The organism is Rubrivirga marina, assembly GCF_002283365.1.
GTDB lineage: Bacteria > Bacteroidota > Rhodothermia > Rhodothermales > Rubricoccaceae > Rubrivirga > Rubrivirga marina.
The window spans coordinates 3377164-3401385 of the sequence record NZ_MQWD01000001.1; the positions used below are offsets into that span (position 1 = coordinate 3377164).

Consider the following 24222-nt stretch of genomic DNA (forward strand, 5'->3'; position numbering starts at 1 on the left):
ACGCCACTTCAGCACCTCCAATCCACCGTCAATTGATCCCGAGTGCGGGGCCGGTGGGCGGGCGCAACCTCTACAGCGTGGCCGACACCTGCACCCGAACCGTCTGCACGACGCGCCCGTCGGCCGGCGCCCGGCCGTCGTAGACGACCGATCCGCGGAGGCGGTCGGTCAGGCCGATCTGGGCGTCGATCCCCCACAGCGCAGAGGTGCCCGGCCCGCGCCCGTCCGTGAGTTCGAACAGAGACAGCCCGCCCGTCCCCTCCCCGCGGAGCGAGACGGACGACACCTCGCCTCGGGCCGCCGCCGAGAACCGGCCCGAGCGCGTCCATCGGACCTCCGCCGGCAGACGGGCCACGAGCGCGCCCGTCGGACGGCCCGGTCCCGCGAGTGCGTCGGTGCGGTTCGCCACCGTGGGCGCGAGCGAGAGCGTGACGCGGTCCGAGGGCGTCCACCGGAGCGAGCCCTCGACGCCGAGGCTCCGCAGGTCGTAGGTCCGGCTGGCGAACGCCTCGCTGACGGTCCGGCGGCGGGAGGCGAGCACGGCGAGGCGCCCGTCGAGGCCGCCACCGATCGGGGCGAACGCCTCTGCCCGAGCACTCTGAACGAGGCGCGTCTCGAGCCCGGCCGCGAGGCGGCTGGTCGACCTCGCGTGGTCGGCCACCAGCCGGGCGCCGCGGTCCGGGAGGTCCGGGAAGAAGCGGACCTCCTGTTCGACGCGGAGCCGCCCGTCGACCGTGCCCGCCTCGGCCCCGCCCTCGGTGTCCTGGAGGACCGACGGGTCGAGGAGGAGCACGCGGAGCACGTCCCGTTCCCGCGTCCGCTCTCGAAGGTCGAGGACGGTGCGGAATGCGACGGCACGGAGGACCTGGGCGAGCGCCCCCTCCCCCGCCGCGAGCCGGCCCGGACGCGCGTCGAGGCGGAGGCCCACGCCCACGCCGACGGTCGGGATCAGCTCCGTGCTGGGGACGAACGTGCGGAGGTACGTCCCTTCGAGCGGCGTCGTCTCGGGGAAGAACTCGTCGAGCTGAGCCACCCCGTCGGGCTCGCCGGCGCGGGGCTCGCCCTGGCCGTCGCGCCAGACGAACTCGCCGAGGTCTTGGCCCACGAGGACGTAGGTCTCCTGGAGGATCGGCGCCCGCTCCGTCAGCGCGTCGTAGACGAGCCGCCCGTCGAGCGCACCGCCCCACAGCGAGGCCCGGGTCGACGACTTCAGCGCGACCGACTCGGCGTCCTGCCGGCCGATCAGGCGGAAGTCCTCGCCGTACCGCTTGCGGCGGTACGCGACGCGCCCCTCCGTCTGGACCGCCCCGCCTCGGAGGCGGCCCGACGCCTCGAGGGTGACCGCCTCGGCGGCGTCGGCGAGGTCCTCGTTTCCGATCGGGCCGATCGGCTCGGCCTCGCGACGGTACTCGATGGTCGCCTCGCCCTCGGCTCGCCCCACGGCGACGCCGAGGCCGGGACGGACGGCCCAGAATCCGTACGAGTTCGTCAGCAGCGAGTCTTGGCGGAGCCCGCCGTCCTGCGTCCGTCGCTCGTGCTCGAGGGCGAGGCTCGGCCGCGTGGCGCCCCAGCGCGTCGCGGCGACCGTCTGGGCGCGGATGAACTGTCCCCGACCGAGCTGATCGATCAGGAAGCCCGTCCCGCCCGACTCCGCGAGCGCGCCCTCTACCGTCAGCACCGTCCCGTCGACCGTGCCCAGGGTCGCGTCGAGCGCGCCGCGCGTCGCCTCGAACCCGGCGAGGGCGAGGTGGCCGCCGCCGACCTCGACCACCGCGAGTCCCTCCCGAGCCCACCGGAGCGAGCCCTCCGTCACGGCCTCGCCCAGCGTGTCGAGCCGGCTCCCGAACGGCGTCCCGCCTCGGGCCAGGTTCCACCGCCGGTTGAAGTCGACGTCGCGGATCCGGTCGAGCGGGCGGAACGCGTCGGACCGGTCGCGGCGGACGACCTCACCGGAGAGCGCACCGCCCGCGAGATCGACCGCCGCCAGCCGGAGCCCGACCTCCGTCGCCCCCGCCCCGTCGTCGCCGTCGCCGAGGGTGGAGAGCGTGTTGCCGTCGTCGACCGACCGCGCCCACTCGCCGAACAGTTCGACGCCCGGGAGCACGTCGACGCCGCCGCGGACGTCGAGGAGGGTCCGGCTAACCGGACGGGGGAGGATTCGGAACGGGATCGCGTCGCCTCGGCCGGGGCCGACGTACTCGTAGAATATGCCGTTCCGCGCGGCGCCGGCCCGGCGGTAGTCGCCCTGCCCCGTCGGGACTCGTGAGAATCGGACGCGGAAGACCTCCGCGTCGCTCGGCGTGGCGGGGACGAAGACGGAGACCGTGTCGCCGGCCACCACGGAGTCGCGCCGTGTGTAGAGGACGAACGGGCTCTCCGGATCGAACGGGACGCGCTGCTCGCCGGGCACGAGCACGTCGTCGTCGCCAGCCGCGCGAATGAGGTCGAGGTCGTCCTCGCTGAGGCCGAGGTCGGCGACGCTGCCGAGGGCGTCGGCCTCGCGGTAGACGCGGAGGCCGAGGCGGCCGCGCGGCTCGCCGCCAGAGCCGAGGTCGAGGTCGGCGCCCCCCGCGAGGAGGGTCCGCGTGAAGCCGCCCGAGGTGTACTCGAAGTCGACCGTGATCCGCCGCTCGGCCGTGATGAGGCGAGTCGGAGTGAAGGTGATCTCGCCCGTCGCGTAGTCGATGGTGTAGTCGGCGCCGGCGCCGCGCTCCATCAGCCGGCCGTCGAGGAACACGCGCTCGCTGCCCGGGACGACCACGACGAACGCCTCGCCGGCCTCGCCCTCCAGCCGGTACGGCCCCTGCACCCCCTCCAGCGCCGGGACGTCCTGGCTCCGGAACCGCCCGCGCGTCGCCGATCCGGACGCCAGCACTCGTCCGCCACGGACCAAGCCGACCGCCGGCACCCGCACCTCGGCGACGGCGCCCTGCACCTGACGAGCGAGCGGCGCGAACCGCGTGCCGGGAAGGGCCAAATCAACATCTCCGAGGCGGGCGCGGACGGCCGCGCTCTGGACCTCCACGAACACGCGGTCGAGGTCGCTCAGTTGGCGGGTCGTGCCCTCCGGCAGGATCGGCGTGTCCTCGTCGGTGAGCGCGGCCCGGAGCGCGACGCCCGGCGACACCTCCCCTTCGAGCGACAACCGGAGCGCCGAGGTCACCGACACGTCGCGGTTCGAGCCGGCGACGACGCCCCGGGTGATCGACCCGCGCGTCTGGATCGCGGGCGGCGGCCGTGTCGAAGCCGGAGGGCGCCGCCGCTCCCCGGTCGTGTCCGGAGCGTAGAGCGCGCGGAGCGAGTCGACCGACGGGACGCGGGCGCGGACGGGGCCGACGACCGGCGCCGTGCGGTAGGCGACCGCGACGTAGCGGAGGGTGTCCGCCTCGGCCGCCAGCTCGAGGCGGCCGGTCCCGTCGAGCGTGTATTCGCCAACGGCGAGCGCGACGAAGACCGAGTCGCGGAACACCTCGACCGTCTCGGTCCCAGGGATCGGCCGCGCGTCGAGCCGGGCGACCGTCTGGCCGGCCGCGAGCGCGAACGTGTCGCGCCGCACGGTCTGCGCCGCCGCCGACGCCCCGAGGGCGCCCAGGAGCAGGACGACGAACCAGACCCTCATCGGGCAGCGCAGGGCGAAGAAAACGCGGCGGACGAGGTAGCGGAGAGCGGGCGCGGTGCGGGTGAGGAGCCGAGCAACGTACCGGCGGGCGCCGGTCGCATCAATCCACCCCGACGCCCCCCCACTCCACGATGCCGGGCGCCGTGACCCCCACGATCGAGTCCCCGAGGCGGACCACCCCGCGCAGCGGCAGGTCTCCGATGGGGAGAGGGATGACCTCCACGAGGCCGTCCCGGATCTCGGCGACGCCCTCGACTCCTCCGACCATCAGGCCGGTCGCGCTCGCGTCGACGCTCACCAGACGCCCGACATCGCTGGGAATTGCAATAACGGGCCCGGGCGATCCGAACGGATCGAACGCCCGCACCTCGGCCCGGCCCGCATCCGCGACCCAGAGCGCACCGGCATCGTCCACCGCGACGTCGACCGGATCGGACAGCACCCCGGCACCGAGCACGCGCTCGACGGCCCCCTCGGCGTCGAGCCGGAGGACGTGCCGACGGCCGGCGTCGAGAACGTAGAGCGATCCATCGGGCCCGGCGGCGACCGCGATGGGCTGCGCGCGCATCCGCTCGCGGGCCCCGCCGGGCTGGCGGAGTGGCTGCGTCGGGTCGACGTCGTAGACCGGGAAGGTCGCGGCGACCCGGGCCTCGCCGGTGAACTGGAGCACGGCCCCCGCCCCACGGTCCACGACGAAGATCGCCTGCCCGTTCGTCGGGTCCACGTCGACCGGGTCGAGGAACGCCTCGGCTCCCGTCCCGACCCCACCGAGGCGGACGGGGAGGCCACCGCGGAGCACGACGACGCCCGCGGCGTCGACCACCCACAGGCGACCGTCCGGCGTCGTGGCGATCGCGCGAGCGTCGTCGAACCCGCCTGCTCCGACGCCGGGGCCGGAGCAGGCGCTCGCGGCGAGTCCGAGCGCACAGACCAGGGCGTGGATCCTCACGAGTCCGCCAGACGCCGGAGCCCCTTCTGTCCAATGTCGCGCCGCAGCGTCTTGCCCTCGAACGTGACCTCGTCGGCCCCCGCGTACGCGGCGTCGAGCGCGTCCTGGAGCGTGGCGCCGCGGCCGGTGATGCCGAGGACGCGTCCGCCGTTCGTCACGACGTTGCCCTCGGCCGTCCGGGCCGTGCCGGCGTGGTAGACCGTCGCGTGCGGGGCCGCCCGGTCGATCCCACGGATCAGCCTCCCCTTGTCGTACGAGCCCGGGTACCCCTCCGACGCCAGCACGACGCAGGCCGCGGCGTCGCCCGACACCTCGACCGCGAGGTCGGCGACGCCGCCCGACGCGACGGCCTCGAACAGGTCGAGCGGGTCCGAGTCGAGGAGGGGGAGGAGCACCTGCGCCTCGGGGTCGCCGAACCGGCAGTTGAACTCGACCACGGACGGCGCGCCGCTGGGGTCGATCATCAGCCCGACGTAGAGGACGCCGCGGTAGGGCGTCCCGTCGGCCCGCATCCCGTCGAGGATCGGGCGGACCACCTCCGCCTCGGCGCGCTGGCGGACCGCCTCGGTGACGACAGGGGCCGGCGCGTAGGCGCCCATGCCGCCCGTGTTGGGGCCGGTGTCGCCCTCCCCGATCCGCTTGTGGTCCTGGGCCGCCTGGAGGAGCACGTACCCCTCCCCGTCCGTGAGGACGAACAGGCTCGCCTCCTCGCCGTGCAGGAAGTCTTCGATCACGACCGTCGAGCCGGCCGCGCCGAACGCCCCGCCGTCGAGCATGTCGGCGAGCGCGTCACGGGCGGCCTCGCGCGTCTCCGCGACGACGACGCCCTTGCCCGCGGCCAGCCCGTCGGCCTTGAGGACGATCGGGAGCGGCTGGTCCTCGACGTAGCTCCGGGCCTCCTCGAGTTCGCCGAGGCCGAAGGTGCGGGACGCGGCCGTCGGGACGCCGTGGCGCGCCATGACGTCTTTCGCGAACGCCTTCGACCCCTCCAACCTCGCGGCAGCCCTCGACGGGCCCACGACGGCGATGCCCGCCTCGACGAGCCGGTCGGCGAGGCCGGCCACGAGCGGGACCTCGGGACCGACGACGACGAGACCGACCTCGCGCTCGCGGGCGAGGTCGACGAGTCCGTCGACGTCATCGGCCGCGACGGCGACGTTCTCGGCGTGGGCGGCCGTGCCCGGGTTTCCGGGGGCGCAGAGGAGGTCGGGACGGCGGGGGCTCCGGGCGAGCGCGTGGACGAGCGCGTGCTCGCGCCCACCGCTGCCGACGACGAGGACGGTCACGGGGTCAGGGGGAATGGAGCGAAAAGATACCGGGCGCGTACACCCGCCCGATCCCCCCTCTCTCGCCCGTGCCCGCGCTCCTCCTCGTCCTCGCCGCGCTCTTCCAGCAGACGCCCCCTCCGGCCCCCCCCGACACGACGGAGACCCCGACCGAGCAGGCTGCCGACGTTCTCGACCAAGCCAGCGACGTCGTCTCCGAGGGGGGCACCTACGACGAGAACGCCGAGGAGTCCGGCCCGGGCATCACGTTCCGGCCACGGATCGCGCCGTCGGCACTGTACTCGAGCGGGCGCGGGTTCGGGATCGGGGGCGGCGTCGGGATCCGAAACCTCGTCCGGCCCGGGACCGACCTCGTGCTCGACGTCCGCCTCCAGCAGCGCTTTCAGAGCGCCGACGCGACGTTCTTCACGGCGGACCCGTACGACACTCGGCTCCACGCGCTGTTCAACGTCGGCGGGGCGACGACGCAGCGGCGGCGCTACTACGGGCTCGGGCCCAACACGGTCGCCGACAGCGAGTTGAACCTGTACCACGACGCAGCGCAGGCGGAGGTTCGCCTGGGCTACTATCCGCTGGGCACGACCGCCATCTACGTCCAGCCCGGCGTCCGTTTCCTGTACGACTACTCGGGCGGAGTGAACGAGGACGCGAGCGAGAACCGGATCGACGACCTCTTCCCGGTGGGCTCGGCCTCGAACCAGGCCGTCCGCGTGGCCGAGGACGAGGCGCGATACGGGGCCTCGATCGGGGTCGAGATCGCGACGGACCTGAGGGACTGGCCGGCCTACGCGCGGCGCGGCTTCTTCGGGACCGCCGAGCACCGGCGGTTCTACGCCTTCGACGAGTCGAAGCTGACGCTCGCCCGGTACACGGCCTCTGGCCTCGCCTACCTCCCGATCCGCGGGCGGACGACGCTCATTACGCGCGGCGTCCTCGCCGTCACGCGCAGCGGCGATGCCGACGGGGACGGCGAGGACGACGACATCCCCTTCTACTACCTCCCGACGCTCGACGACCGGGTGGCGACCGCCTTCCAGCAGGACCGCCTGTCCGGCCGCGACCTGCTGGCCTTGGGGGTCGGCGTTCGCGCGCCCATCGTCGACCTCCTCGGCATCTACGGCATCGACATGCTCGTGATGGGCTACCTCGGCAACGCCTACGACAACGTGTTCGAGCAGTTCATCCCGAAGGTCTCGTTCGAGGAGGGATCGTTCCGCGACGAGGCGGGGAGGGCCTACCTCCGACCGGCGCTCGGCCTCGGCCTCGGGATCGTCAACCTCGACAAGGAGCGGGTGGTCGTGGGGGGCCTCGTGGGGATCGGGCCCGGCGGTCTGTCGCTGGCGACGCTCCGGATCGCCTACGACCTCCGCGACGCCCGCCCGCTGTTCCGCTGACCTGCCCCGAAGGCCTCCCGAGGCGGCCTCACCCGACCCTCACCGCTTCCTCGGCTCTTCGGTGGGTAGGGCTCCAGGGTGCGGCTACCTTCACGCGCCCCCTCCCCGGACGCCCCTCGTGCCCCTGCCCCGAGCCCCTCGCTGGCTGTTCGCGCTGAAAGGCGTGCTGGCCGTCGTCGCCGTCGTCGCGCTCGTCCACCTCGCCGATCCCGCCGAAGTCGCGACGGCCGTCTCCCACGCCGACCCTCGCTGGGCGCTCCTCGCGCTTGCGCTCGTGCCGGTCAACATCGGGCTGGAGGCGTACCGGTGGGGCCGGCTCGTCCGACGGATTGCGCCGCAGGTCCGGTACCGCGACGCCGTCCGCGCCGTGGTCGGGTCGTATCCGCTGGGGCTCCTGACGCCGGGCCGCGTGGGCGACTACGTGGGCCGGGCCGTCTACCTCCGCGAGATCCCGGCCGGCACCTCCGCCGCGCTCACGTTCGGGGAGCGGATGGCGACCCTGGCGGCGTGCCTCGTCGCCGGGCTGGCGGCGCTCGGGCCGTACCTCCAGACTGTCGCCGATCCGTCGCCGCTGTGGCCGGCCGTGCTGGCGATCGGGCTGATGGGGACGGGCGGTCTGCTCGCGCTGATCCTCTTCCCCGCCCTCGCCCAGACGGTTGTGACGACGCTCTTGCCGTTCGCGCCGGTCCGCCGGGCCGTCGGGGCGTTCGGGCAGATTCCGGGTGACGAGGCCGTGCTGCTCCTCGCGCTGTCGGGCATCCGCTACGTCGTGTTCTCGGCCCAGTTCGTGTGTCTCGTCCACGCCGTCGCGCCGGCCGCGCCGGTGGGCGGACTGATGATGGGCGTCGCGCTGGTGTTCTTCGCCAAGAGCGCCATCCCGCAGGTCACCCTCGGCGACCTCGGCGTGCGCGAGGGCGCGGCCGTGTTCTTTCTCGGGGCCTACGGCGTGGCTCCGGCCGCGGCGCTCGACGCCTCGCTGGCGCTGTTCGGGCTGAACCTCCTGCTGCCGGCCCTCGTGGGCGTCCCGTTCCTGCTCCAGCTCCAGCTCCGACGGAAGGCCGCCCGCCGTCCGTCGCCCGTCGAGGTCCCGGCGTGACGACGGTCTGGGGCCTCATTCTGATCGCCCTCGCCGCCTACCACGGCGCGTGGCTGCTGGCGTGGGCCGTCGGCCTCCGCCGCGAGGCTCGGCGCACGGACGCCACGCCCCGCCTCGCCGACGCCGACCTCCCGACGATCACGGTCGTCGTCCCCGCCCGCGACGAGGAGGACACGATCGGACCGTGCGTCGACTCGATCCTCGCGACCGACTACCCGCGCGAGAAGCTCGAGGTGATCGTCGTCGACGACGACTCGTCCGACACAACGCCCGCGGTCGTCCGCCAGCGGATGACGGCGACGGCGGCGCTCGTTCCGGCTGGCGACGAGTTGCCCGAGGCCGAGTGGGACGAGTCGGAGGGCGGCGGGCGGCTCCGCCTCGTCCAGATCCCCGAGAACCGCCGCCGCGCCCGGGCTCACAAGAAGCGGGCGATCGAGAAGGCGGTCGCCCACGCCCGTGGCGAGCTCATCCTCACCACCGACGCCGACTGCGTCGTGCCGCGGGGCTGGCCGCGCGCCCTCGCGGCCCAGTTCGAGGGCGACGAGATCGCGTTCGTGTCCGGCCCCGTGGCCTACGTCGTCCGGCCCGAGGACGGCCTGTTCGTGCGTTTCCAGGCCCTCGACTTTTTCGGCGTGATGGCGTGTGGCGCGGGCGGGATCGGGATCGGCCAGCCGCACCTCGCGAACGGCGCCAACGTGGGCTACCGTCGCGAGACGTTCGAGGCCCTCGGTGGCTTTTCCGGCATCGACCACGTGACGAGCGGCGACGACGAGCTGCTCATGCAAAAGATCGCGTACACCACCCCGCTGGACATCCGCTTCTGCGCCGACCCCAGCGCGACGGTCCTTACGACGCCGGTCTACACGGCCTCCGAGTTCTTGCACCAGCGGAAGCGGTGGGCGTCGAAGAGCCTGAACTACCCGCTCCGGCTGAAGGTCATGCTGGGTGGACTCGTCGCGTTCTATTTCGCGCTCACGGCCACGCTCATCGCGGCCCCGTTCGTGCCGGCGCTGTGGCCGTGGCTCCTGGGCGCGCTCGCGATCAAGGCGGCGACGGAATTGCCCGTGCTGGTCCCGGCCGCGCGGCGGTTCGGGCAGACGCACCTCATCCCGGTCTTCCCGCTCCACCTGTTGCTCCACGGCCCGCAGTCGCTCCTCGTCGGCGTCCTCGGCCCGCTCGGCGGGTTCCAGTGGAAGGGGCGAACGCTGGATCAGTAGACCTCATCCCCGCCTCGGTCGCATCGTGGACACGCCGGTGGTCCGTCGCGGACGGTGGCATCTTGCGGCGCACTTCCCTCCCGCTCCCCTGCCGTTCCAGCGATTCCGCGACTCGCTGCTCCCCCGCGCGCTCGGCCCCCTCGTGCCCGGCGCGATCGTCCGGGGGCCGACGCACGTCGAAGGCCGGCCCTGCCTCTACGTCACGGTCGATGACGGGCCCGACGCGGAGGGCTCGCCGCGCTGGCTCGACGTGCTCGCACGCCACGATGCGCGAGCCGTCTTCTTTCTGTCCGCGGGCCGGGCCAAAGATCACCCCGACCTCGTCCGCCAGTTCGCCGAGGCGGGGCACCGCGTGGGGAGCCACGGCGACGACCACGTGAGCGGGTGGAGATCGCCTCGCGCCGTCCGGGCCTCGTTCGAACGGGCCGAGCGGGTCCTCGAGTCGCTGGTACGCGCCCCCGTCCGGGACGTCCGGCCGCCGTACGGCCGGGTCACGCCCGGACTCGTCCGGTGGGCACGGGAGGGGCGTCGGCGGATCGTGCTCTGGGACCTCATGCCGGGCGACTTTTTACCTTCCCGGTCGCCGTCAGCGCTCGCGGACGAGATCGTTCGGCTCGTGCGGCCCGGCTCGATCCTCGCCCTCCACGACGGCCCCCCTGCGCGCCGGGCCGTCGCCGCGCTCGACCTCGCCTTGCCTCGGCTCGCCGCTGCGGGGTGGACCGTCCCCCTCCTCCCCGCCCCATGACCGTAGCTCTCGCCCTCGTGTTCGGGGGCTACGTCGCGTTCCTGCTCGGCGTCGCCTGGCGAATCCGAACCCATCCTCCCATCGAGCCTCTCCCCGACGCGAAGCTCCCGACGGTCGCCGTCGTGGTCGCCGCGCGGGACGAGGAGGACTGCATCGGCCGCTGCCTCGACGCGCTCCAGGCCCAGGACTACCCGGCCGGCCGCCTCACGCTCGTCGTCGCCGACGACCACTCGACCGACGGGACCGCTGACGTCGTCCGTCAGCGTGCCGAGGCGGGCGGGCCGCACACCGTCCGCTACCTCCGCGTGCCGGACCCCGTGGGTCACCTCCGTGGCAAGGCCCAGGCGCTCCACACCGCGTTCGAGGCGGTCGACGCCGACGTCGTCCTCATCACCGACGCCGACTGCGCGCCCGTCGCGACGTGGGCGCGGACGCTCGCGTCGGCGTTCGCGGACGAGACGGTCGGCATCGCGTGCGGCCTCGCGCGGCTGGTCGAACGGGACGGCCATCCGTTCGACCGGGTCCAGGCGCTTGATTGGGAGCTCCTGATCGGGACCGTCAGCTCGGCGGCGGAGTCGGGACGGCCAGCGACGGGGATGGGCAACAACATGGGCGTTCGGCGAGAGGCGTACCTCAGAGTCGGGGGCTACCCGGCGCTGCCTTTTTCGGTCACGGAGGACTTTACGATCGTGCAGGCCGTCGCCAAGGCCGGCTGGCGCGTCCGCTTTCCCCTCGACGCGGCGGCCGTGGTGTGGTCGCTTCCGGCCGACAGCCTGCCCCAGGCCTACCGGCAGCGTCGGCGGTGGGCCCGAGGCGGGCTCAGCGGCGACCCGTGGGTGTTCCCGTTGTACGTCCTCCTGTTTGTCGTCCACGCGCTCCCCCTCGTCGGGCTGGCCGTCGCTCCGGGGGCGGCCATCGCCGCCCTCGCTGCAAAGGCCGTGGGCGACGGGGCCGCGCTGACCGCCCTCCGGCGTCGGGCAGGCGGGCGCGTCCACCTCGGGGCCTTGCTCGGGACGGTCGTATTCGTGACCGGCTACCTCGTCACGCTCCCCGCGGCCCTGGTCCTCAAACCCCAGATCGGCTGGAAGGGCCGGCGGCACTAAGGATCCCGCGGGGTGGGCGGCCCGTCTGTAGCTCCCCTTCTCCCCTGCCCCATGTCGACCGCCACCTCGTCCGCCCGCCACGCCAAACGCCACCCCCTCGAAACGCTCGGCCGCGTCGGGTACGGGGTCAAAGGTGTGCTCTACGCTCTGCTCGGCGTCATCGCCCTCGACGCTGCGATCGGCCCCGAGGACCCCGAGGGCCAGGAGGGGGCGTTCGCGACGCTCGCCCAACAATCCTATGGCGAGGTCCTCCTGTGGGTCCTGGTCGTCGGCCTCGCGGCGTACGCGCTGTGGCGCGTCGTCCTCGCGATCACCGACCCCGAGGGCGAAGGCGACGACGTCGAGGGCGCCGGGAAACGGTTCTTCTACGTCGTGAGTGCCGTCGCGTACGGGAGCCTTGCCTACTCGGCCTACCGGGTCGTGTCAGGTGCCGGGCAGAGCAGCGGCGGGGGGGCTGAGGACCGCGCGCAGACTCTCCTTGGCCTGCCGGCCGGCCGGTGGATCGTCGGGCTCCTCGCGCTGGGCCTCCTCGGCTACGGCCTCTATCAATTTGTCCGGGCCTACCGAGCCTCGTTTATGAGCAACTTCCACCTCGACCAGCGCGCAGTCCAGCACCGCGACCTCATCAAGCGGGCCGGCCAGTGGGGGCTGAGCGCCCGGGGGGTGGTCTACGTCCTGACGGGCACGTTCATGGCCCAGGCCGCTCTCCGTGCCGACGCCGACGAGGCCGGCGGGCTCGACCAGGCGCTCGGGGCGCTCCAACGGCAGAGCTACGGCCCGTGGCTGCTGGGCCTGGTAGCGATCGGGTTCATCCTCTACGGTGCCTATTGCTGGGTAAACGCGAGGTACCGACGTTACGAGGGGCAGTAACGGTCTAGCACTTATTCTCAAACCCCATTGAAACAATGCCATACGCCCCATAGCTTAAGCCACGTGTCCCCCTCCGTTCTCATGCCCCGCGCGAAAGGTGTCATCCGGATCGACTCCGACTCGACCCACGGGTGGCAGGTCCGGGTGTACCGGGACGGAAAAACGTTCTCGCGCCTGTTTTCCGACAAGAAGTGGGGCGGGCGCGACGAGGCCTTCGAAGCCGCAGCGACGTACCGGAAGGAGCTCATCGACGAGGTCTCGCAGCTCCCCGCGAAGCCGCGGCGACGTCGCCTGATCCGGTCCAACAAGAGCAACACGAGCGGCGTCGTCGGCGTCTCGCGGACCTACAAGCGCGACCGACGCGGCATCCGGCACGAGGTCTACGCGGTCTCCTGGAACCCGGAGCCCGGCGTCGCCCGCGGGACCTCGTTCTCGATCAAGCGCTACGGAGAGGACACGGCGTTCCGCCTCGCCTGCCAGCTCCGCTGGAAGAAGATGAAGGAGATCTACGGCGACCGCTACGATGTCGAGAGCTACCTCGACCTGTACCGCCAGAAGGCGGCGGTCGACGAGCGCGCGGAGAGGCGCCGCCGCGACAAGGGCGACGATTAGGCCTCGACTCGGCGGCGGACCGTCTCGACGACTGCGTCCACCGGCTCGGTCCCGTCGAGGCGGAGCACGTCGGCCGGCGGTTCGAGCGCCGCGAACTGGCTCGAGGCCAGGCCCACCCCTGCGTAGTGCCCGCGCCGCCCGGCCAGCCGCGCCTCGATGACACCGCGGGGCACGTCGAGCCACGCCACGAACACCCGCGGCTGGCCAGCGGTGAGGCGCTCCCGATAGGACGCCTTGAGCGCCGAACACGCGAGGACGGTCGGCGGCCCCTCCTGCACGCGGTGGCGGATGAGCGCCGCGAGCCGGTCGAGCCACGGCGCGCGGTCCGCGTCGGTGAGACCCTCACCCCGGCTCATCTTGGTGCGCGCCGCGACGCTGTGGTGGTCGTCCGCGTCCTCGAACGCCCAGCCGAGCGCGTCGGCCAGCCGTCGGCCGACCGTCGTCTTGCCGCTGCCCGCGACGCCGATGAGGAGGACGACGCGGGGGGTCGGGGTCACGGAGGGTTCGCGGGCGATGGATCGGAGCGTGCGTACTCTCTCGGCGTCTCATCGGTCCCGCGCCTCGTGTCCAACCGCCGCCTCATCCGCCTCGCCCTGTTCGCCGTCCTTGCCGTCGTCGTCGTCTTCGCGCTGAGCGACGTGCTCGGGCTCCGGGCGTCGGACACGAGCGTGGTCTCGCCGAAGGGCTACGTGGGGATCTCGCACGGGAGCCATACCCATTACGTCCCGAACGGTTGGGACGGGAGCACGAGCATCTCGGACTTCCCCACGAGCCCGCCGCCCGAAGGCATGACGGTGGCCGAGGACGGACGGATCGTGCCGGTGGAGTAGGCAGCGTACAGACCGTAGGGCGCTATCCGGATGCGGGTGGACACGACAGCCGCCGAGTCGCCATCGATGCGGAAATGGGCGTACCCGCGGTACGCTGGCTCGATGTAGCAACAGGCGACGAGCGTCCGCCCTCCACTCTCGACGGCGACAGCAGACTCGCCACGCGGCTCGACGGCGACCTCGGTCGTGCCCCCCGGCGGGATCGGCGGAAGCGCGTATCTCTCGCCGGTCACGGTCACGACGAGGTCTGATCGCTCGACAGGCCCGGCGTTTTCGACACGGACGAGCAGACCGGGCTCGCACCCGACGAGGATCAGCATCGCGCTGGCGGCGGTGGCTCGCCAGCACGACGCGATCGAATTACGCACCCTCTTGGTCGCCGGGGGTCGGATCGACGAGCGAGGGAGGAGCGGCGCCGGAGGCCAGCGGGGTCGACCCGTCGCCCGAGGCGGACGTGGCCGGCGCCTGGCGGTCGGCCGTGAGACGCTGCGCGAGGGCAGCGAGGTCGACGCCCGCGATGCTCTTGACGAGCTCCGGCGTCGTCGCCATGAGCCCGGCGACCGTGTCGGTGATCCGGCGGACGCCCTGGCCCGAGCCCGTGTCCACAACGGTCAGGGAGCCGATCGACGCGAGCGGCTTGGCGACCTCTCGGGCCAGCTCCGGCATCATCTTGGCCAGGAGGTCGAGCACGGCGGCCTCGCCGAACTTCTCGAATGCCTCGGCCAGCTTCTCCTTGGCCTCGGCCTCGGCGAGCCCGCGCTGGCGGATCACGTCGGCCTCGGCGAGACCCTCGGCGCGCGTCCCCTCCGCCCGGGCCTTGGCCTCGGCCTCGATCTCGAACTGCCGCGCCTCGGCCCGCCGCACCTGGCGGAGCTTGTCGGCCTCGGCGGCCTGCTCGACGGCGTAGCGGTCGGCGTCGGCCTTCTTCTTGACCTCCGAGTCGTACTGCTTCTCGCGGCGTTCGATCTCGAGCTTCTCGAGGTCCACCTCGCGCTGCTTCCGCACGAGCTCGACCTGCATCTGCTCTTCGACGACCGTCCGCTGGGACGTCGCCTCCTGGACGGAGTAGGCGAGGTCGGCTGCGGCCTTGGCCGTGTCCTGCTCCTGCTTGAACGCGGCGACCTTCAGCTCCTTCTCCTTGGTCGCCTCGGCCACGTTGGTGTCCCGGACGAGCTCGGCCTTCTGGCCCTCCTCGTCGGCGTTGGCCTTCTTGATGCGGCTGTCCCGGAGCGCCTCCGCCTCGGCGATGTCGGCGTCGCGCTTGATCGCGGCGATGCGCGGCCGGCCGAGCGCCTCGAGGTACCCGTTCTTGTCGCGGACGTCCTTGATCGTGAAGCTCACGATCTGGAGGCCCATCTTCTTGAGGTCGCGCGCGGCGACCGACTGGACCTCCTGGGCGAACTTGTCTCGGTTCCGATAGACCTCCTCGACGGTGAGCGTGCCGAGGATGGCGCGGAGGTGACCCTCCAACACCTCACGCGCTTCCGCACGGAGCTCCTCGTCGGGCTTGCCGAGGAACTGCTCGGCCGCCGTCGCGACGTCTTCGACCGACGAGCCCACCTTGATGACGGCCACTCCGTCGGTCATGACGGGCACGCCCTCGGCCGTGTAGACCTCCGGCGTCATGACGTCGAGCTTGTGGGAGAGCAGCGAGAGCTGCTCTCGCTGCTGGACGATCGGAACGATGAACGCGCCGCCCCCTCGGACGATCTTGACCTTCCGGGCCGACTCGTCGGTAAGGACGTTCTTTCCCCCCAACGCGGCGCCCGTGATGATCATGGCCTCGTCGGGCGAGACCGTTTTGTAGCGGCTCGCGACGAGCACGACGATCACGACGATCGTCGCGATCAGCACGACGGCGACGAGTCCAGTGGTTCCGAGGAGCTCTAACATGGGGATGGGGGGCTGAGTGGGTGTGTCTAGGCGCGCGTCTGGAGCCGGGGCGGCAGGCCCACCTGCTCCGGCGACTCCGCGAAGTCGTCGGTGTCGAGCGGCGCGACGCGGAGGACGCCGTCGGCGTCGACTTCCACGACGACGACGCGCGTGCCCGTGGGGATGGCGTGGCCCGAGAAGGACGCCGCCGTCTGGAACGTGGTGCTGGCGCCCATGCGGACCACGACCTCGCCGAACCCGCCCTCTGGGACGCCGGTCGCCAGCTCGCCGGTCTTGCCGGCGTACTCGCGCACCGAGAACCCCGTCGAGTTCTCGCTCTGCTGCATCGGCTTGACGTAGACCACGTGGAGCACCACCGCCCCCACGACGCCGACGAGAACGGCGACCGCGACCTCAGGGGCCGTCGCCAGCCCGGCGTACGTATCGAGCAAGACGCCGGCCCCGCCGAAGAGCGTCACCCCGGCGACGGACGAGAGCGGGTCGAACGCGTCCCCGAGGTCGAGGGCCTCGAGCGCGCCGTCGAGCGCGTCCAGGGCCGCCTCCAACACCTCGCCCACCACGAGGAGCACGAGGGTAACGGCGAAGCCGCCGATGAGGCAGAACCAGTAGAGGGGCGGCATCGGTGCGCGGGGAGGATGACCCGGCTACGGCCCCAGCGGCCAGGGGTTACGGAGCCATTCCCGGCCAATCTAGCGGCGAGACTCCGAACGCACGCGCCCCTGACGCCGCCCGTGAGGACGGCATCGGGGACGGTCGGGTTGGAGCCGGACGACTTAGATGTAGAGTGAGTCGAGGATCGCGTGCCGGGGCGTCGGGTGAGCCTTCGCGAGGAAGACCGACGACGCGAGACACGCCAAGCCGATCACGGCCATCAGGCTGAGGCGAGCGGGCGTCATAGCAGGAGGGGTGTGACGATGGAAGCGCTTTTCTCAAAGATCGAGCCTGATTGCTCCCTCCCCTTGCAGCCGGTTGCGAATCGACGAAATGAGCCGCTGAGCGGACGAACTCCGTGACTGAACGCTCGCGATCTCTGCCGGTGACCCGCCTAGGCTTTGACTTCGGGCGTCAATTCTTCCCCTCTACTCTTTCGAGGTCGCCCCACAAGGGATCCAACCGACTCTGCGTCTCTATAACGTCTCGCTTGGCAGATTGCCCTGCCGAACCTTCTCACCACCTCCCATCGACCTCCTATCTCTATGGCCAAATCCACAAGCGCTCCGAAGTTTGACATGGACGTCGTAAACAAAAAGGAAGCGGCGAACATCCTCAAGACGTCCCGCCAGCGTGGGTCCCGTACGTCCAAGTACACGCCGGTCTACGAGAGCATCTCCGACCTGAAGAGCGGCGACTTCCTCGTCCTTCGCTCACTCGAGAAGAGCTCGAAGCTGGGCATCTACCAGGGCGTCAAGCGGAACTTCGGCGACGACATCAAGATGGCGTCGGCCCGGGATCAGGACGCCGACGGAGAGCACTACACCGTCGTGATCGGGAAGGCGACCGATCATGACGAGATGCGCGAGATGGCGAAGCGCGGCTGAGCGCCTAGGGCGCGCCCGGGTCTCCACCCCGACCCGGGTGCGTCTCGTAGAAGGGGTTCTCCGATGGCCGGTCGACGCCCCGATACATGCGGGCCATTCGGACGTAGTGTGCCGCGTTGGCCCGGTTCCGGCCCACCTCCGCCTCGGTCAGCCCGCGAACGACTCGGGCCGGTGATCCGAGAACGAGCGACCCGGGAGGAACCTCCGTGCCTCCGGTGACGAGGGCACCGGCACCGACGAGGGACCCGGCACCGATGACGGACCCATCGAGGAGGATCGCGCCCATCCCGATCAGGACGTCGTCCTCAACAGTGCAGCCGTGGACGACGGCGTTGTGGCCGATGGTCACGCCGGCGCCGACGTCGCACGGGTGCGTCCCCCGAGAGACGTGGACGGTCGCGTTGTCCTGGACGTTCGATCCGGAGCCGATCCGGATCCAGTGGACGTCGCCGCGGAGCGAGGCGCCGAACCAGACGCTGGCGCCGTCGCCGAGCGTCACGTCGCCGACGACGGCGGCGGTGTCGGAGATGTAGACGCCGTCACCGAGGCGGGGCGAACGGCCGAGGAAGGAGTCGGTCATCGGGACAAGGACGGGAGGAATGGAAGCTCTGACGAGCGGGGCCGGGCTGCCATGGATCCGGAGACTCAGGGGTTCCCCCGGGGCCAATGACGAACCGCTGCGGCCCGCGTCGCGTACGCCGCTCACCCCCGTCGCCATGCCTGACATCGTCCTCTCACGCCCCCACGCCCTCGGACTCGACGCCGCTCGCCGCGCCGTGGACGAGGTGGCCGGCCGGCTCCGAGAGGAGTTCGGCGTGTCGACTCGCCGCGAGGGCGAAACGGTCTTCGTCGAGGGGCGCGGCGTGACGGGTCATCTCGAGGCGGGCCCGCACGACCTCCGCGTCGTGGCCACGCTCGGTCTTCGAGCGCGACCGTTCAAGCGGCTGCTGAAGCGCGAGATCGAGGCCGAACTCGACCGCCTCGCCCCCCTCTCCTGACCCCTGCTCCCATGTCTACCACCGTCCGCCGGTTCGTCCTCGACCGCCTGTACCCCTCCGTCCTCGACGGCGTGCCCGGGCTCGGAACGCCCGAGGCGCGCGCGGCCGACGCCCGACTCGGAGGGGGCTCCCTCGACGAGCAGGTCGACCGTCTCGTCCGCCGTCACGTCGCGCTGTCGGCCTCGGCCGGGTTCGTGAGCGGCCTCGGCGGGTGGCTGACATTGCCCGTCGTGCTCCCGGCCAACCTCGCCGCGGTCGCGTCGGTCCAGCTCCACATGGCCGCGTCGATCGCGGCCCTCGCCGGACACGACCCGCGTCTCCCAGCGACTCGGGAACGGGTTCTGTCCTGCCTCGTGGGGTCCGGCCCCGCGGATCCGGCCCGCGACCCCGAGCAGGAGACGATCGACCGCGTCGGCCTCAAGCTGGCCGAGCGTGGGCTCAACCTCGTCGTCTCGAGCACCGTCGGGGCGGCGAAGTGGGGCGCGAAGAAGGTCGTCAGCGGCCAGGTCAAGCGGAAGTTCCTCCGCGGCATCCCGCTCGTCGGCGGCTTCATCGGCGCCGCGTCCGACGGCTACGTCACGCTGAAGGTGGCCGAGGCCGCCCGCGGCGAGTTCTTTGGCGGCATCGAGGAGCCCGACGCACCCGGCTTCCCGCCGTCGTCCGGCGACGGCCTCCCCTCCGGCATCGTCCCTTCGCCCACCGGCGAGGAGGCGTAGCCCCTCCCCTCTCTCTTAGCCACTCCCCTCTTCCATGGACAACATCCCCAACGAGACTGAGGCCGCCGAGGTGGCCGCGACGGTCGACGACCTCGAGCGTGGGCTCGCACAGATCCCACTCTCCAAGGCCATCAACAAGATCGACGACTGGAAACGCAAGATCGAGCAGACCGAGCGGGAGGACCTTCGCCCCATCGCGGCGGGCCTCGGCGAACTCCACCAGTCGCTCGTCGGCGAGGCCATCAACGGCGCCCGAATCGGGGCCATCCTCGTCCGCCTCGGCGAGCAGACCGAGGCGGCCGAGGTGTCCGAGGCGACGACGGGGGACACGACGGAGGACCTCGAGCGGTCGCTGAAGCGGCTCGGCTCGCTCCTCCGCCACGCCGGCGGCGCCATCGGCGGCGCCACGGCCGACGCCACCACCGACGAAACCGCAGAGGCATGAGAGGCTCCACCCCCGACACCGGCCGCGTCACGCTGGAGCAGACCGAGGCGGCGCTCGACGGCCCGATCACGGCGCTCACGCCCTCCGCTGCGCTCGGCATCCTCGACCACTGGCGTACCGCCTGTCTCGACGAGGACCAGCTCGACCTGAGCGGCGTCGCCGCCGGCCTCGACGATCTCCGCGGGCTCCTCGCGGGCGACCGCCTCGACGGCCGCGCCATCGCCGACGCGATCGCGGGCCTCGCCGAGGCCACGCGGGAAGCCGCCGCTGCGGCCCCCGACGAGCGCGTCCAGCCCCGCCTCGAGCGGATCGCGACGAACCTCGACCGGGCCGCGACCGCGCTCGGCGCCTAGCCGCCGTCCTTTCCTTCCCCATCTCTTTCCTTCCAGCTATGGCCTCCGACGACACCCGCCCCGACCAGATCGAGGGCATCTCCACCGAGACCGGCGACACGCCCGGCGACCCCGAACTCCGCACGGTCAACGCGGCCCCCGACCTCTCGGACGACTCCCCTGACAGCGACGCCGAGGTGGCGGACGACGTCAACGACGTCCCGGGGGATGAGACGCCGGGCACCGCGCTCAACCCGCACTAGACAGGTCACCTGAACGCCTCTCGTCCAGAACGGCTGGCGGCCTCGGTCGCCGGCCGTTCGTGCGTTTAGGCGCCGTAGCGGATGGAGACGACCGTGAGTGGGGTCTCGCCGGCCGGCGTCTTCAGCGTGACCGTGTCCCCCGCCTTCGCGCCCGTCAACGCTCGGGCATATGGGGACGTGAACGCGACCGCGTCCTCGGCCGTCCCAGCCTCGTCGACGCCGACGATCCGGACCGTCCGCTCCTCGCCGTCTGCGTCGCGGACGACCACGGTCGCCCCGAACCGGATGTCGGACCGGCCGATCTTGGCGGGGTCCACCACTTGACTCCGTGCGATCCGCTCCACGAGTTGGCCGAGGAGGCCCGTCAGAAGTTCGCGCTCGCGGGACGCGTCCGGGTCTTCCGCATCGATCTCGGCACGGCTGCGTTCGAGGGCGGCCTTCTCCGCCCGGAGCGCCGCCAGCCCTGCGGGCGTGACGTAGTTCGGGACGCCGGCCGGGAGCGGCGGGCGCGGAGGGATAACGATGGGGACCTCAGGGGCTCCTTCCTTGACAAAGGCTCGGCTCAAAACGGGGTGGGATAGGAGACAAAAAAGGCGCCCCCCGGAAACCCGGAGGACGCCTCGTACGAGAAGACCGTCGGCCTACATCTCGGGCTCGCCGGGCTCGTCGATGACCTCGCCGTCGCCGATGACGTCCTCCTGGTCGCCGACCGGAGCGCCGTCCTCGATGGCCTCGTCAACCTCTTCGGCAGCCTCGTCGTACTGCTCCTCGATGGCGTCGCCGGTGTCGTCCATACCGGCGTCCTCGTAGGCCTCGTCGATGGCCTCGCCCTGGTCCTCGATCGCGTCAGCCTCTTCGGACTGGCAACCAACGAGGGCGAGAGGGGCCGCGAGGGCGAGCGTAAGAATGAATGCGCGCATGACTCTGGGTGTGGGTGAGTGGGTGAGGGCTGGCCGCGCGAGCGATAGCGCGGACCAACCTGGGTCGGCGAGGGTGCTCGCCGACGCGAGGCCCGAGGGCCTCGAAGGGTTTGGACAGGAGAATCCCCATGCGGTTCCAAGGAGCCGCCCCACATGTCCGACAAACAAGCGGGGCGCCCCGAATGGGACGCCCCGCAAGACGGGTCGGGAGACCTTGACTTACATCGTCGTGCTTTCGTAGGCGCCGTACTCGTCCTCGGTGAGGTAGCCGTCACCGTCGGTATCGTAGGTCCCGAAATCGGTGTCGCCGATGCCAGTGTCGTACTCGGCTTCCGAGAGCCGACCGTCGGCGTCGGTGTCGTAGGAGGTGAAGCCGTCGCCGAGAACGTCAGCGTCGGGCTCCCCGGGCTCGTCGATGATCTCGCCGTCGCCGATCACGTCTTCGCGGTCACCGACGGGGGCGCCCTCTTCGTAGGCCTCCTCCTGTGGGCTGTCGGCGCAGGCGGCGAGACCGAGTGGGAGGGAGAGAGCGAGAGCAAGAATGAATGCGCGCATGGGAGTGCGGGGCGGGTGGGTGAGCGCCCTTGGACGACCGCCCGGTCCGCCCGTTCGGACGTCGCGCGCGACTGGGAGGGGCCCCGGCGATCGTCTAAGGGCGATCCCTATCCCTCCGCTGACCTTTTGAGGTCGGCCAAGGCCATCAAGGCCTCGATCGGCGTCATCCGCTCGGGCTCCAGCGCATGGAGCCGGTCCAAAACCTCCGTCGCGATGGGGTCGGGAGCGGCGAGTGCGACGGGGACCGCCTCGGCGTCCGGAAGCGCGGAGACCCGTGGGCGTGCGGTCGCCGGCATCCCGTCGCCGGATGCGTCTGTCGGCTCGCCGTGGACACCGACCTCGGCCGCCACGTCGTGCGCCTCGAGGTGACGGAGGACGCTCTTCGCCCGCGCCACCACCGAGGTGGGCAGGCCCGCCATCCGGGCGACCTCGATGCCATAGCTGTGGTCGGCGCCGCCTGGCACGAGCGTCCGCAGGAACACGACCTTCCCCTCGTGCTCGCGCACCCGGACCGAGTAGCTCTTGACGCGCGGGAGCCGCTCGCTGAGCGCGTCGAGCTCGTGGTAGTGGGTCGCGAACAGCGTCCGCGCCGCGCGGCCAGGCGTCTCGTGGAGGTGCTCCACGATGGCCCATGCGAGGCTGAGACCATCGAACGTGCTCGTGCCCCGTCCCACCTCGTCGAGCAGGATGAGCGACCGGGCCGTCGCGTTGTTGAGGATGTTCGCCGTCTCGTTCATTTCGACGAGGAACGTCGACTCGCCCGCGGCCAGGTTGTCGCTCGCCCCGACGCGGGTGAACAGCGCGTCGACCACGCCGACGCGCGCGCGCCGCGCCGGCACGAACGCGCCGACCTGCGCCAGGAGCACGATGAGCGCCGTCTGCCGGAGCACGACGCTCTTGCCGGCCATGTTCGGCCCGGTGATGAGCAGGATCTGACCGGCCTCGTCGGCCGCCTCCGCCTCATCGCCAATGGGCGCCGCGAGGCGGACCGAGTTGGGAATGAACGCCTCCCCCGCCGGCAACATTCGCTCGACGACCGGGTGCCGGCCCTCCTCGACGTCCAGCACCGCCGAGTCGTCGACTTCGGGCCGGACGTAGCCGTTCCGCTCGGCAACCTCGGCGAACCCGCAGACCACGTCGAGCGCCGCGAGCGCGCGGGCGTTCGTCTGGATTGGCTCGACCGCCTCGGCCACCCGCTGGCGGAGCCCATCGACCAGCCGCGTCTCGATCTCGACGATCTTCTCCTGCGCCGTGAGGATCGTCTCCTCGTACTCCTTCAGCTCGGGCGTGATGTAGCGCTCGGCGTTGACGAGCGTCTGCTTGCGAATCCACTCGTCCGGCGCCTTCTCCTTGTGGGCGTTCGTGACCTCGAGGTAGTACCCGAACACCTTGTTGTAGCCGACCTTGAGGCTCGGGATGCCGGTCCGCTTCGACTCGCGTGCCTGGAGCTCCGTCAGATACTCCTTGCCGGAGCCGGCGACGTCGCGGAGCCGGTCGAGTTCGTCGTCGTGGCCGGGGCGGATGGTGCCGCCGGCCGAGATCTGGGCCGGCGGCTCGTCCACGAGCGCCTCGGCGATGTCGCGGGCCGTGTCGTCGCAGGGCGCGAGGCGGCCGTGGAGCCGGTCGAGCAGGCCGGCCTCTTCCCCGTCGAGGAGATCCTGGATGGGCGGGACACGACGGAGCGTCTGTCCCAGCGCCACGAGGTCGCGCGGCGTGGCCCGGCCGGTGCAGACCTTCCCCGCCAGCCGTTCGAGATCGCCGACGTGGCGGAGCTCTTCGCGCAGCGACCGCCGGAGCCGCGGTGAGGTGAACAGGGCGTCGACGGCGTCGAGCCGCTGGCGGATACGGCCGACGTCGCGGAGCGGGCGGACGAGCCACTGGCGCAGGAGCCTCCCCCCCATCGGCGTCAGCGTCGCGTCGAGGACGCCGACGAGCGAGCCGTCGCGCCGGCCGTCCTGCATCGAGGCGACCAGTTCGAGGTTCCGCTTCGTGGCCGGGTCGAGCGCGATGTGGTCCTCGGCACGGTACCGCTGGAGCCGGCGGACGTGCGGGATCCGCCCTTTTTGGGTTTCTCCCAGGTAGTAGAGCGCGGCGCCCGCCGCCGTCACGCCGACCGTCATCCCGTCGACGCCGAAGCCCTTGAGGCTGTGCGTCTGGAAGTGGCGGAGGAGCGTTTCCGTGGCGAAGTCGAGTCCGAAGACCCAGTCCTCCTCCTTGGTGATGGCGAACGGCGGCTCGCCGCCCTGGACGGCACGCATCGCCTCCCGCAGCCGGTCCACGTGCCGCTTGTCGACGACGACCTCCGACGGCGCAATGGTCTGCAACAGCCCCCCGAGGCGGCCGGCCTCGGCCTCCGTGAGGAAGAACTCGCCCGTCGAGGCGTCGGCGAACGCCACGCCGACCGTCCCCGTGTCGCGCCCCTCCCCCCACGCCACGGCCGCGAGGTACGTCGACCGCTTCGCGTCGAGGAGCGGGTCGCGGAAGGTGACCCCGGGCGTGACGACCTCGACCACCCCGCGCTTCACGATCTTGCGCGCGTACTTCGGGTCTTCGAGCTGCTCGCAGACGGCGACGCGGTGGCCGGCCTGGACGAGCTTCGGGAGGTGCTGGTCGAGGGCGTGGTGCGGGAAGCCGGCCAGGGGCGTGTCCTCGGCGGCCCCGTTGCCGCGCTTGGTCAGTGTGATGCCGAGCACGTCGGCGACGAGGACCGCGTCGTCCTCGAACGTCTCGTAGAAGTCGCCCATCCGGAAGAGGAGGATCGCGCCGGGGTGGCGGTCCTTGATCTTCCAGTACTGCCGCATGAGCGGCGTCTGGTTCTGGCGTTTCCGCTCGCTGTCGCTC

The 24222-nt window shown here is 71.9% G+C and carries 26 protein-coding genes; 14 read left to right on the forward strand and 12 right to left on the reverse strand.

Annotated features, from left to right (window positions below; genetic code table 11):
* Positions 1-70: 70 nt before the first annotated feature.
* From BSZ37_RS22095 to purD, 3 genes are all read right to left on the reverse strand, one after another.
* The gene (locus BSZ37_RS22095; protein WP_095511209.1) at positions 71-3619 is read right to left on the reverse strand and encodes a hypothetical protein; all 3549 of its coding nucleotides are present in this window, start codon (positions 3617-3619) and stop codon (positions 71-73) included.
* 100 nt (positions 3620-3719) lie between these two features.
* Positions 3720-4568 (reverse strand): NHL repeat-containing protein, encoded by an 849-nt coding sequence (locus BSZ37_RS14325; protein WP_095511210.1) that lies wholly within the window; start codon positions 4566-4568, stop codon positions 3720-3722.
* A complete protein-coding gene (gene purD / locus BSZ37_RS14330; RefSeq protein ID WP_095511211.1) occupies positions 4565-5854 on the reverse strand; it encodes a phosphoribosylamine--glycine ligase in 1290 nt (429 codons plus the stop codon). The genes BSZ37_RS14325 and purD overlap by 4 nt, the downstream gene beginning before the upstream one ends.
* A 68-nt stretch (positions 5855-5922) precedes the next feature.
* On the opposite strand from purD, the gene BSZ37_RS14335 reads away from it, so the two are divergent.
* From BSZ37_RS14335 to BSZ37_RS14365, 7 genes are all read left to right on the forward strand, one after another.
* Positions 5923-7248: a hypothetical protein gene (locus BSZ37_RS14335; protein ID WP_095511212.1), complete on the forward strand. Its 1326-nt coding sequence runs from the start codon at positions 5923-5925 to the stop codon at positions 7246-7248.
* A gap of 118 nt (positions 7249-7366) precedes the next feature.
* Complete coding sequence (locus BSZ37_RS14340; protein ID WP_179299655.1) at positions 7367-8344, forward strand: lysylphosphatidylglycerol synthase transmembrane domain-containing protein; 978 nt, start codon at positions 7367-7369, stop codon at positions 8342-8344.
* Entirely contained in the window at positions 8341-9561 is a 1221-nt protein-coding gene (locus tag BSZ37_RS14345) for a glycosyltransferase (protein WP_095511214.1), read from the forward strand. The genes BSZ37_RS14340 and BSZ37_RS14345 overlap by 4 nt, the downstream gene beginning before the upstream one ends.
* Positions 9562-9703: 142 nt before the next feature.
* Positions 9704-10306: a polysaccharide deacetylase family protein gene (locus BSZ37_RS22100; RefSeq protein WP_179299656.1), complete on the forward strand. Its 603-nt coding sequence runs from the start codon at positions 9704-9706 to the stop codon at positions 10304-10306.
* Entirely contained in the window at positions 10303-11409 is a 1107-nt protein-coding gene (locus BSZ37_RS14355; RefSeq protein ID WP_095511216.1) for a glycosyltransferase, read from the forward strand. The genes BSZ37_RS22100 and BSZ37_RS14355 overlap by 4 nt, the downstream gene beginning before the upstream one ends.
* 51 nt (positions 11410-11460) lie before the next feature.
* Positions 11461-12279 carry a DUF1206 domain-containing protein gene (locus BSZ37_RS14360; protein WP_095511217.1) on the forward strand — a complete coding sequence of 273 codons (819 nt, stop codon included), beginning with the start codon at positions 11461-11463 and terminating at the stop codon, positions 12277-12279.
* A gap of 81 nt (positions 12280-12360) precedes the next feature.
* The gene (locus BSZ37_RS14365; RefSeq protein WP_095511218.1) at positions 12361-12891 is read left to right on the forward strand and encodes a hypothetical protein; all 531 of its coding nucleotides are present in this window, start codon (positions 12361-12363) and stop codon (positions 12889-12891) included.
* On the opposite strand, the gene BSZ37_RS14370 is transcribed toward BSZ37_RS14365, so the two are convergent.
* A complete protein-coding gene (locus BSZ37_RS14370) occupies positions 12888-13388 on the reverse strand; it encodes a gluconokinase (RefSeq protein WP_218830509.1) in 501 nt (166 codons plus the stop codon). The genes BSZ37_RS14365 and BSZ37_RS14370 overlap by 4 nt on opposite strands.
* A 66-nt stretch (positions 13389-13454) precedes the next feature.
* Between BSZ37_RS14370 and BSZ37_RS14375 the strand changes: the two genes are divergently transcribed.
* On the forward strand, positions 13455-13721 hold the full coding sequence (locus BSZ37_RS14375) for a hypothetical protein (protein ID WP_095511219.1): 267 nt from the start codon (positions 13455-13457) through the stop codon (positions 13719-13721).
* A gap of 360 nt (positions 13722-14081) precedes the next feature.
* On the opposite strand, the gene BSZ37_RS14380 is transcribed toward BSZ37_RS14375, so the two are convergent.
* From BSZ37_RS14380 to BSZ37_RS22680, 3 genes are all read right to left on the reverse strand, one after another.
* Entirely contained in the window at positions 14082-15614 is a 1533-nt protein-coding gene (locus tag BSZ37_RS14380) for a flotillin lipid rafts scaffold protein FloT (RefSeq protein WP_095511220.1), read from the reverse strand.
* Positions 15615-15640: 26 nt separating this feature from the next.
* Positions 15641-16234, reverse strand: coding sequence for an NfeD family membrane protein (locus BSZ37_RS14385; RefSeq protein ID WP_095511221.1), 594 nt, complete (start codon positions 16232-16234; stop codon positions 15641-15643).
* Positions 16235-16387: 153 nt separating this feature from the next.
* A complete protein-coding gene (locus tag BSZ37_RS22680; RefSeq protein WP_281253035.1) occupies positions 16388-16510 on the reverse strand; it encodes a hypothetical protein in 123 nt (40 codons plus the stop codon).
* Positions 16511-16843: 333 nt separating this feature from the next.
* Here BSZ37_RS22680 and BSZ37_RS14390 point away from each other — a divergent pair, with 333 nt between their 5' ends.
* A complete protein-coding gene (locus BSZ37_RS14390) occupies positions 16844-17152 on the forward strand; it encodes a hypothetical protein (RefSeq protein ID WP_095511222.1) in 309 nt (102 codons plus the stop codon).
* Between the two features lie 4 nt (positions 17153-17156).
* On the opposite strand, the gene BSZ37_RS22685 is transcribed toward BSZ37_RS14390, so the two are convergent.
* Positions 17157-17732, reverse strand: a complete 576-nt coding sequence (locus BSZ37_RS22685) for a gamma carbonic anhydrase family protein (protein ID WP_095511223.1) — start codon at positions 17730-17732, stop codon at positions 17157-17159.
* A 136-nt stretch (positions 17733-17868) separates the two neighbouring features.
* Between BSZ37_RS22685 and BSZ37_RS14400 the strand changes: the two genes are divergently transcribed.
* From BSZ37_RS14400 to BSZ37_RS14420, 5 genes are read left to right on the forward strand one after another with little or no spacing between them, the layout of a single operon-like run.
* The gene (locus BSZ37_RS14400) at positions 17869-18150 is read left to right on the forward strand and encodes a polyhydroxyalkanoic acid system family protein (RefSeq protein WP_179299658.1); all 282 of its coding nucleotides are present in this window, start codon (positions 17869-17871) and stop codon (positions 18148-18150) included.
* An 11-nt stretch (positions 18151-18161) separates the two neighbouring features.
* The gene (locus tag BSZ37_RS14405) at positions 18162-18866 is read left to right on the forward strand and encodes an EcsC family protein (RefSeq protein WP_095511225.1); all 705 of its coding nucleotides are present in this window, start codon (positions 18162-18164) and stop codon (positions 18864-18866) included.
* A gap of 34 nt (positions 18867-18900) precedes the next feature.
* On the forward strand, positions 18901-19311 hold the full coding sequence (locus BSZ37_RS14410; protein WP_095511226.1) for a hypothetical protein: 411 nt from the start codon (positions 18901-18903) through the stop codon (positions 19309-19311).
* Positions 19308-19664 carry a hypothetical protein gene (locus BSZ37_RS14415; protein ID WP_095511227.1) on the forward strand — a complete coding sequence of 119 codons (357 nt, stop codon included), beginning with the start codon at positions 19308-19310 and terminating at the stop codon, positions 19662-19664. Before BSZ37_RS14410 ends, BSZ37_RS14415 begins: the two co-directional genes overlap by 4 nt.
* A gap of 38 nt (positions 19665-19702) precedes the next feature.
* On the forward strand, positions 19703-19906 hold the full coding sequence (locus BSZ37_RS14420) for a hypothetical protein (protein WP_095511228.1): 204 nt from the start codon (positions 19703-19705) through the stop codon (positions 19904-19906).
* 65 nt (positions 19907-19971) lie between these two features.
* Here BSZ37_RS14420 and BSZ37_RS14425 read toward each other — a convergent pair whose 3' ends face one another.
* The 4 genes from BSZ37_RS14425 to mutS all read right to left on the reverse strand — a co-directional run bounded on the left by BSZ37_RS14425 (position 19972) and on the right by mutS (position 24182).
* Positions 19972-20472: a GreA/GreB family elongation factor gene (locus BSZ37_RS14425; RefSeq protein ID WP_095511229.1), complete on the reverse strand. Its 501-nt coding sequence runs from the start codon at positions 20470-20472 to the stop codon at positions 19972-19974.
* A gap of 75 nt (positions 20473-20547) precedes the next feature.
* Positions 20548-20826 carry a hypothetical protein gene (locus BSZ37_RS22105; protein WP_095511230.1) on the reverse strand — a complete coding sequence of 93 codons (279 nt, stop codon included), beginning with the start codon at positions 20824-20826 and terminating at the stop codon, positions 20548-20550.
* Positions 20827-21045: 219 nt separating this feature from the next.
* The gene (locus BSZ37_RS14435; protein WP_095511231.1) at positions 21046-21381 is read right to left on the reverse strand and encodes an EF-hand domain-containing protein; all 336 of its coding nucleotides are present in this window, start codon (positions 21379-21381) and stop codon (positions 21046-21048) included.
* 107 nt (positions 21382-21488) lie between these two features.
* A complete protein-coding gene (gene mutS, locus BSZ37_RS14440; RefSeq protein WP_095512403.1) occupies positions 21489-24182 on the reverse strand; it encodes a DNA mismatch repair protein MutS in 2694 nt (897 codons plus the stop codon).
* Positions 24183-24222: the final 40 nt, after the last annotated feature.

Coding starts and splice junctions, on each gene's coding strand:
- BSZ37_RS22095 (WP_095511209.1), bottom strand. CDS start 3,619: ATGAGGGTCTGGTTCGTCGTCCTGCTCCTGGGCGCCCTCGGGGCGTCG.
- BSZ37_RS14355 (WP_095511216.1), top strand. CDS start 10,303: ATGACCGTAGCTCTCGCCCTCGTGTTCGGGGGCTACGTCGCGTTCCTG.
- BSZ37_RS14360 (WP_095511217.1), top strand. CDS start 11,461: ATGTCGACCGCCACCTCGTCCGCCCGCCACGCCAAACGCCACCCCCTC.
- BSZ37_RS14365 (WP_095511218.1), top strand. CDS start 12,361: ATGCCCCGCGCGAAAGGTGTCATCCGGATCGACTCCGACTCGACCCAC.
- BSZ37_RS14380 (WP_095511220.1), bottom strand. CDS start 15,614: ATGTTAGAGCTCCTCGGAACCACTGGACTCGTCGCCGTCGTGCTGATC.
- BSZ37_RS14385 (WP_095511221.1), bottom strand. CDS start 16,234: ATGCCGCCCCTCTACTGGTTCTGCCTCATCGGCGGCTTCGCCGTTACC.
- BSZ37_RS22680 (WP_281253035.1), bottom strand. CDS start 16,510: ATGACGCCCGCTCGCCTCAGCCTGATGGCCGTGATCGGCTTGGCGTGT.
- BSZ37_RS14390 (WP_095511222.1), top strand. CDS start 16,844: ATGGACGTCGTAAACAAAAAGGAAGCGGCGAACATCCTCAAGACGTCC.
- BSZ37_RS22685 (WP_095511223.1), bottom strand. CDS start 17,732: ATGACCGACTCCTTCCTCGGCCGTTCGCCCCGCCTCGGTGACGGCGTC.
- BSZ37_RS14400 (WP_179299658.1), top strand. CDS start 17,869: ATGCCTGACATCGTCCTCTCACGCCCCCACGCCCTCGGACTCGACGCC.
- BSZ37_RS14405 (WP_095511225.1), top strand. CDS start 18,162: ATGTCTACCACCGTCCGCCGGTTCGTCCTCGACCGCCTGTACCCCTCC.
- BSZ37_RS14410 (WP_095511226.1), top strand. CDS start 18,901: ATGGACAACATCCCCAACGAGACTGAGGCCGCCGAGGTGGCCGCGACG.
- BSZ37_RS14415 (WP_095511227.1), top strand. CDS start 19,308: ATGAGAGGCTCCACCCCCGACACCGGCCGCGTCACGCTGGAGCAGACC.
- BSZ37_RS14420 (WP_095511228.1), top strand. CDS start 19,703: ATGGCCTCCGACGACACCCGCCCCGACCAGATCGAGGGCATCTCCACC.
- BSZ37_RS22105 (WP_095511230.1), bottom strand. CDS start 20,826: ATGCGCGCATTCATTCTTACGCTCGCCCTCGCGGCCCCTCTCGCCCTC.
- BSZ37_RS14435 (WP_095511231.1), bottom strand. CDS start 21,381: ATGCGCGCATTCATTCTTGCTCTCGCTCTCTCCCTCCCACTCGGTCTC.
- mutS (WP_095512403.1), bottom strand. CDS start 24,182: ATGCGGCAGTACTGGAAGATCAAGGACCGCCACCCCGGCGCGATCCTC.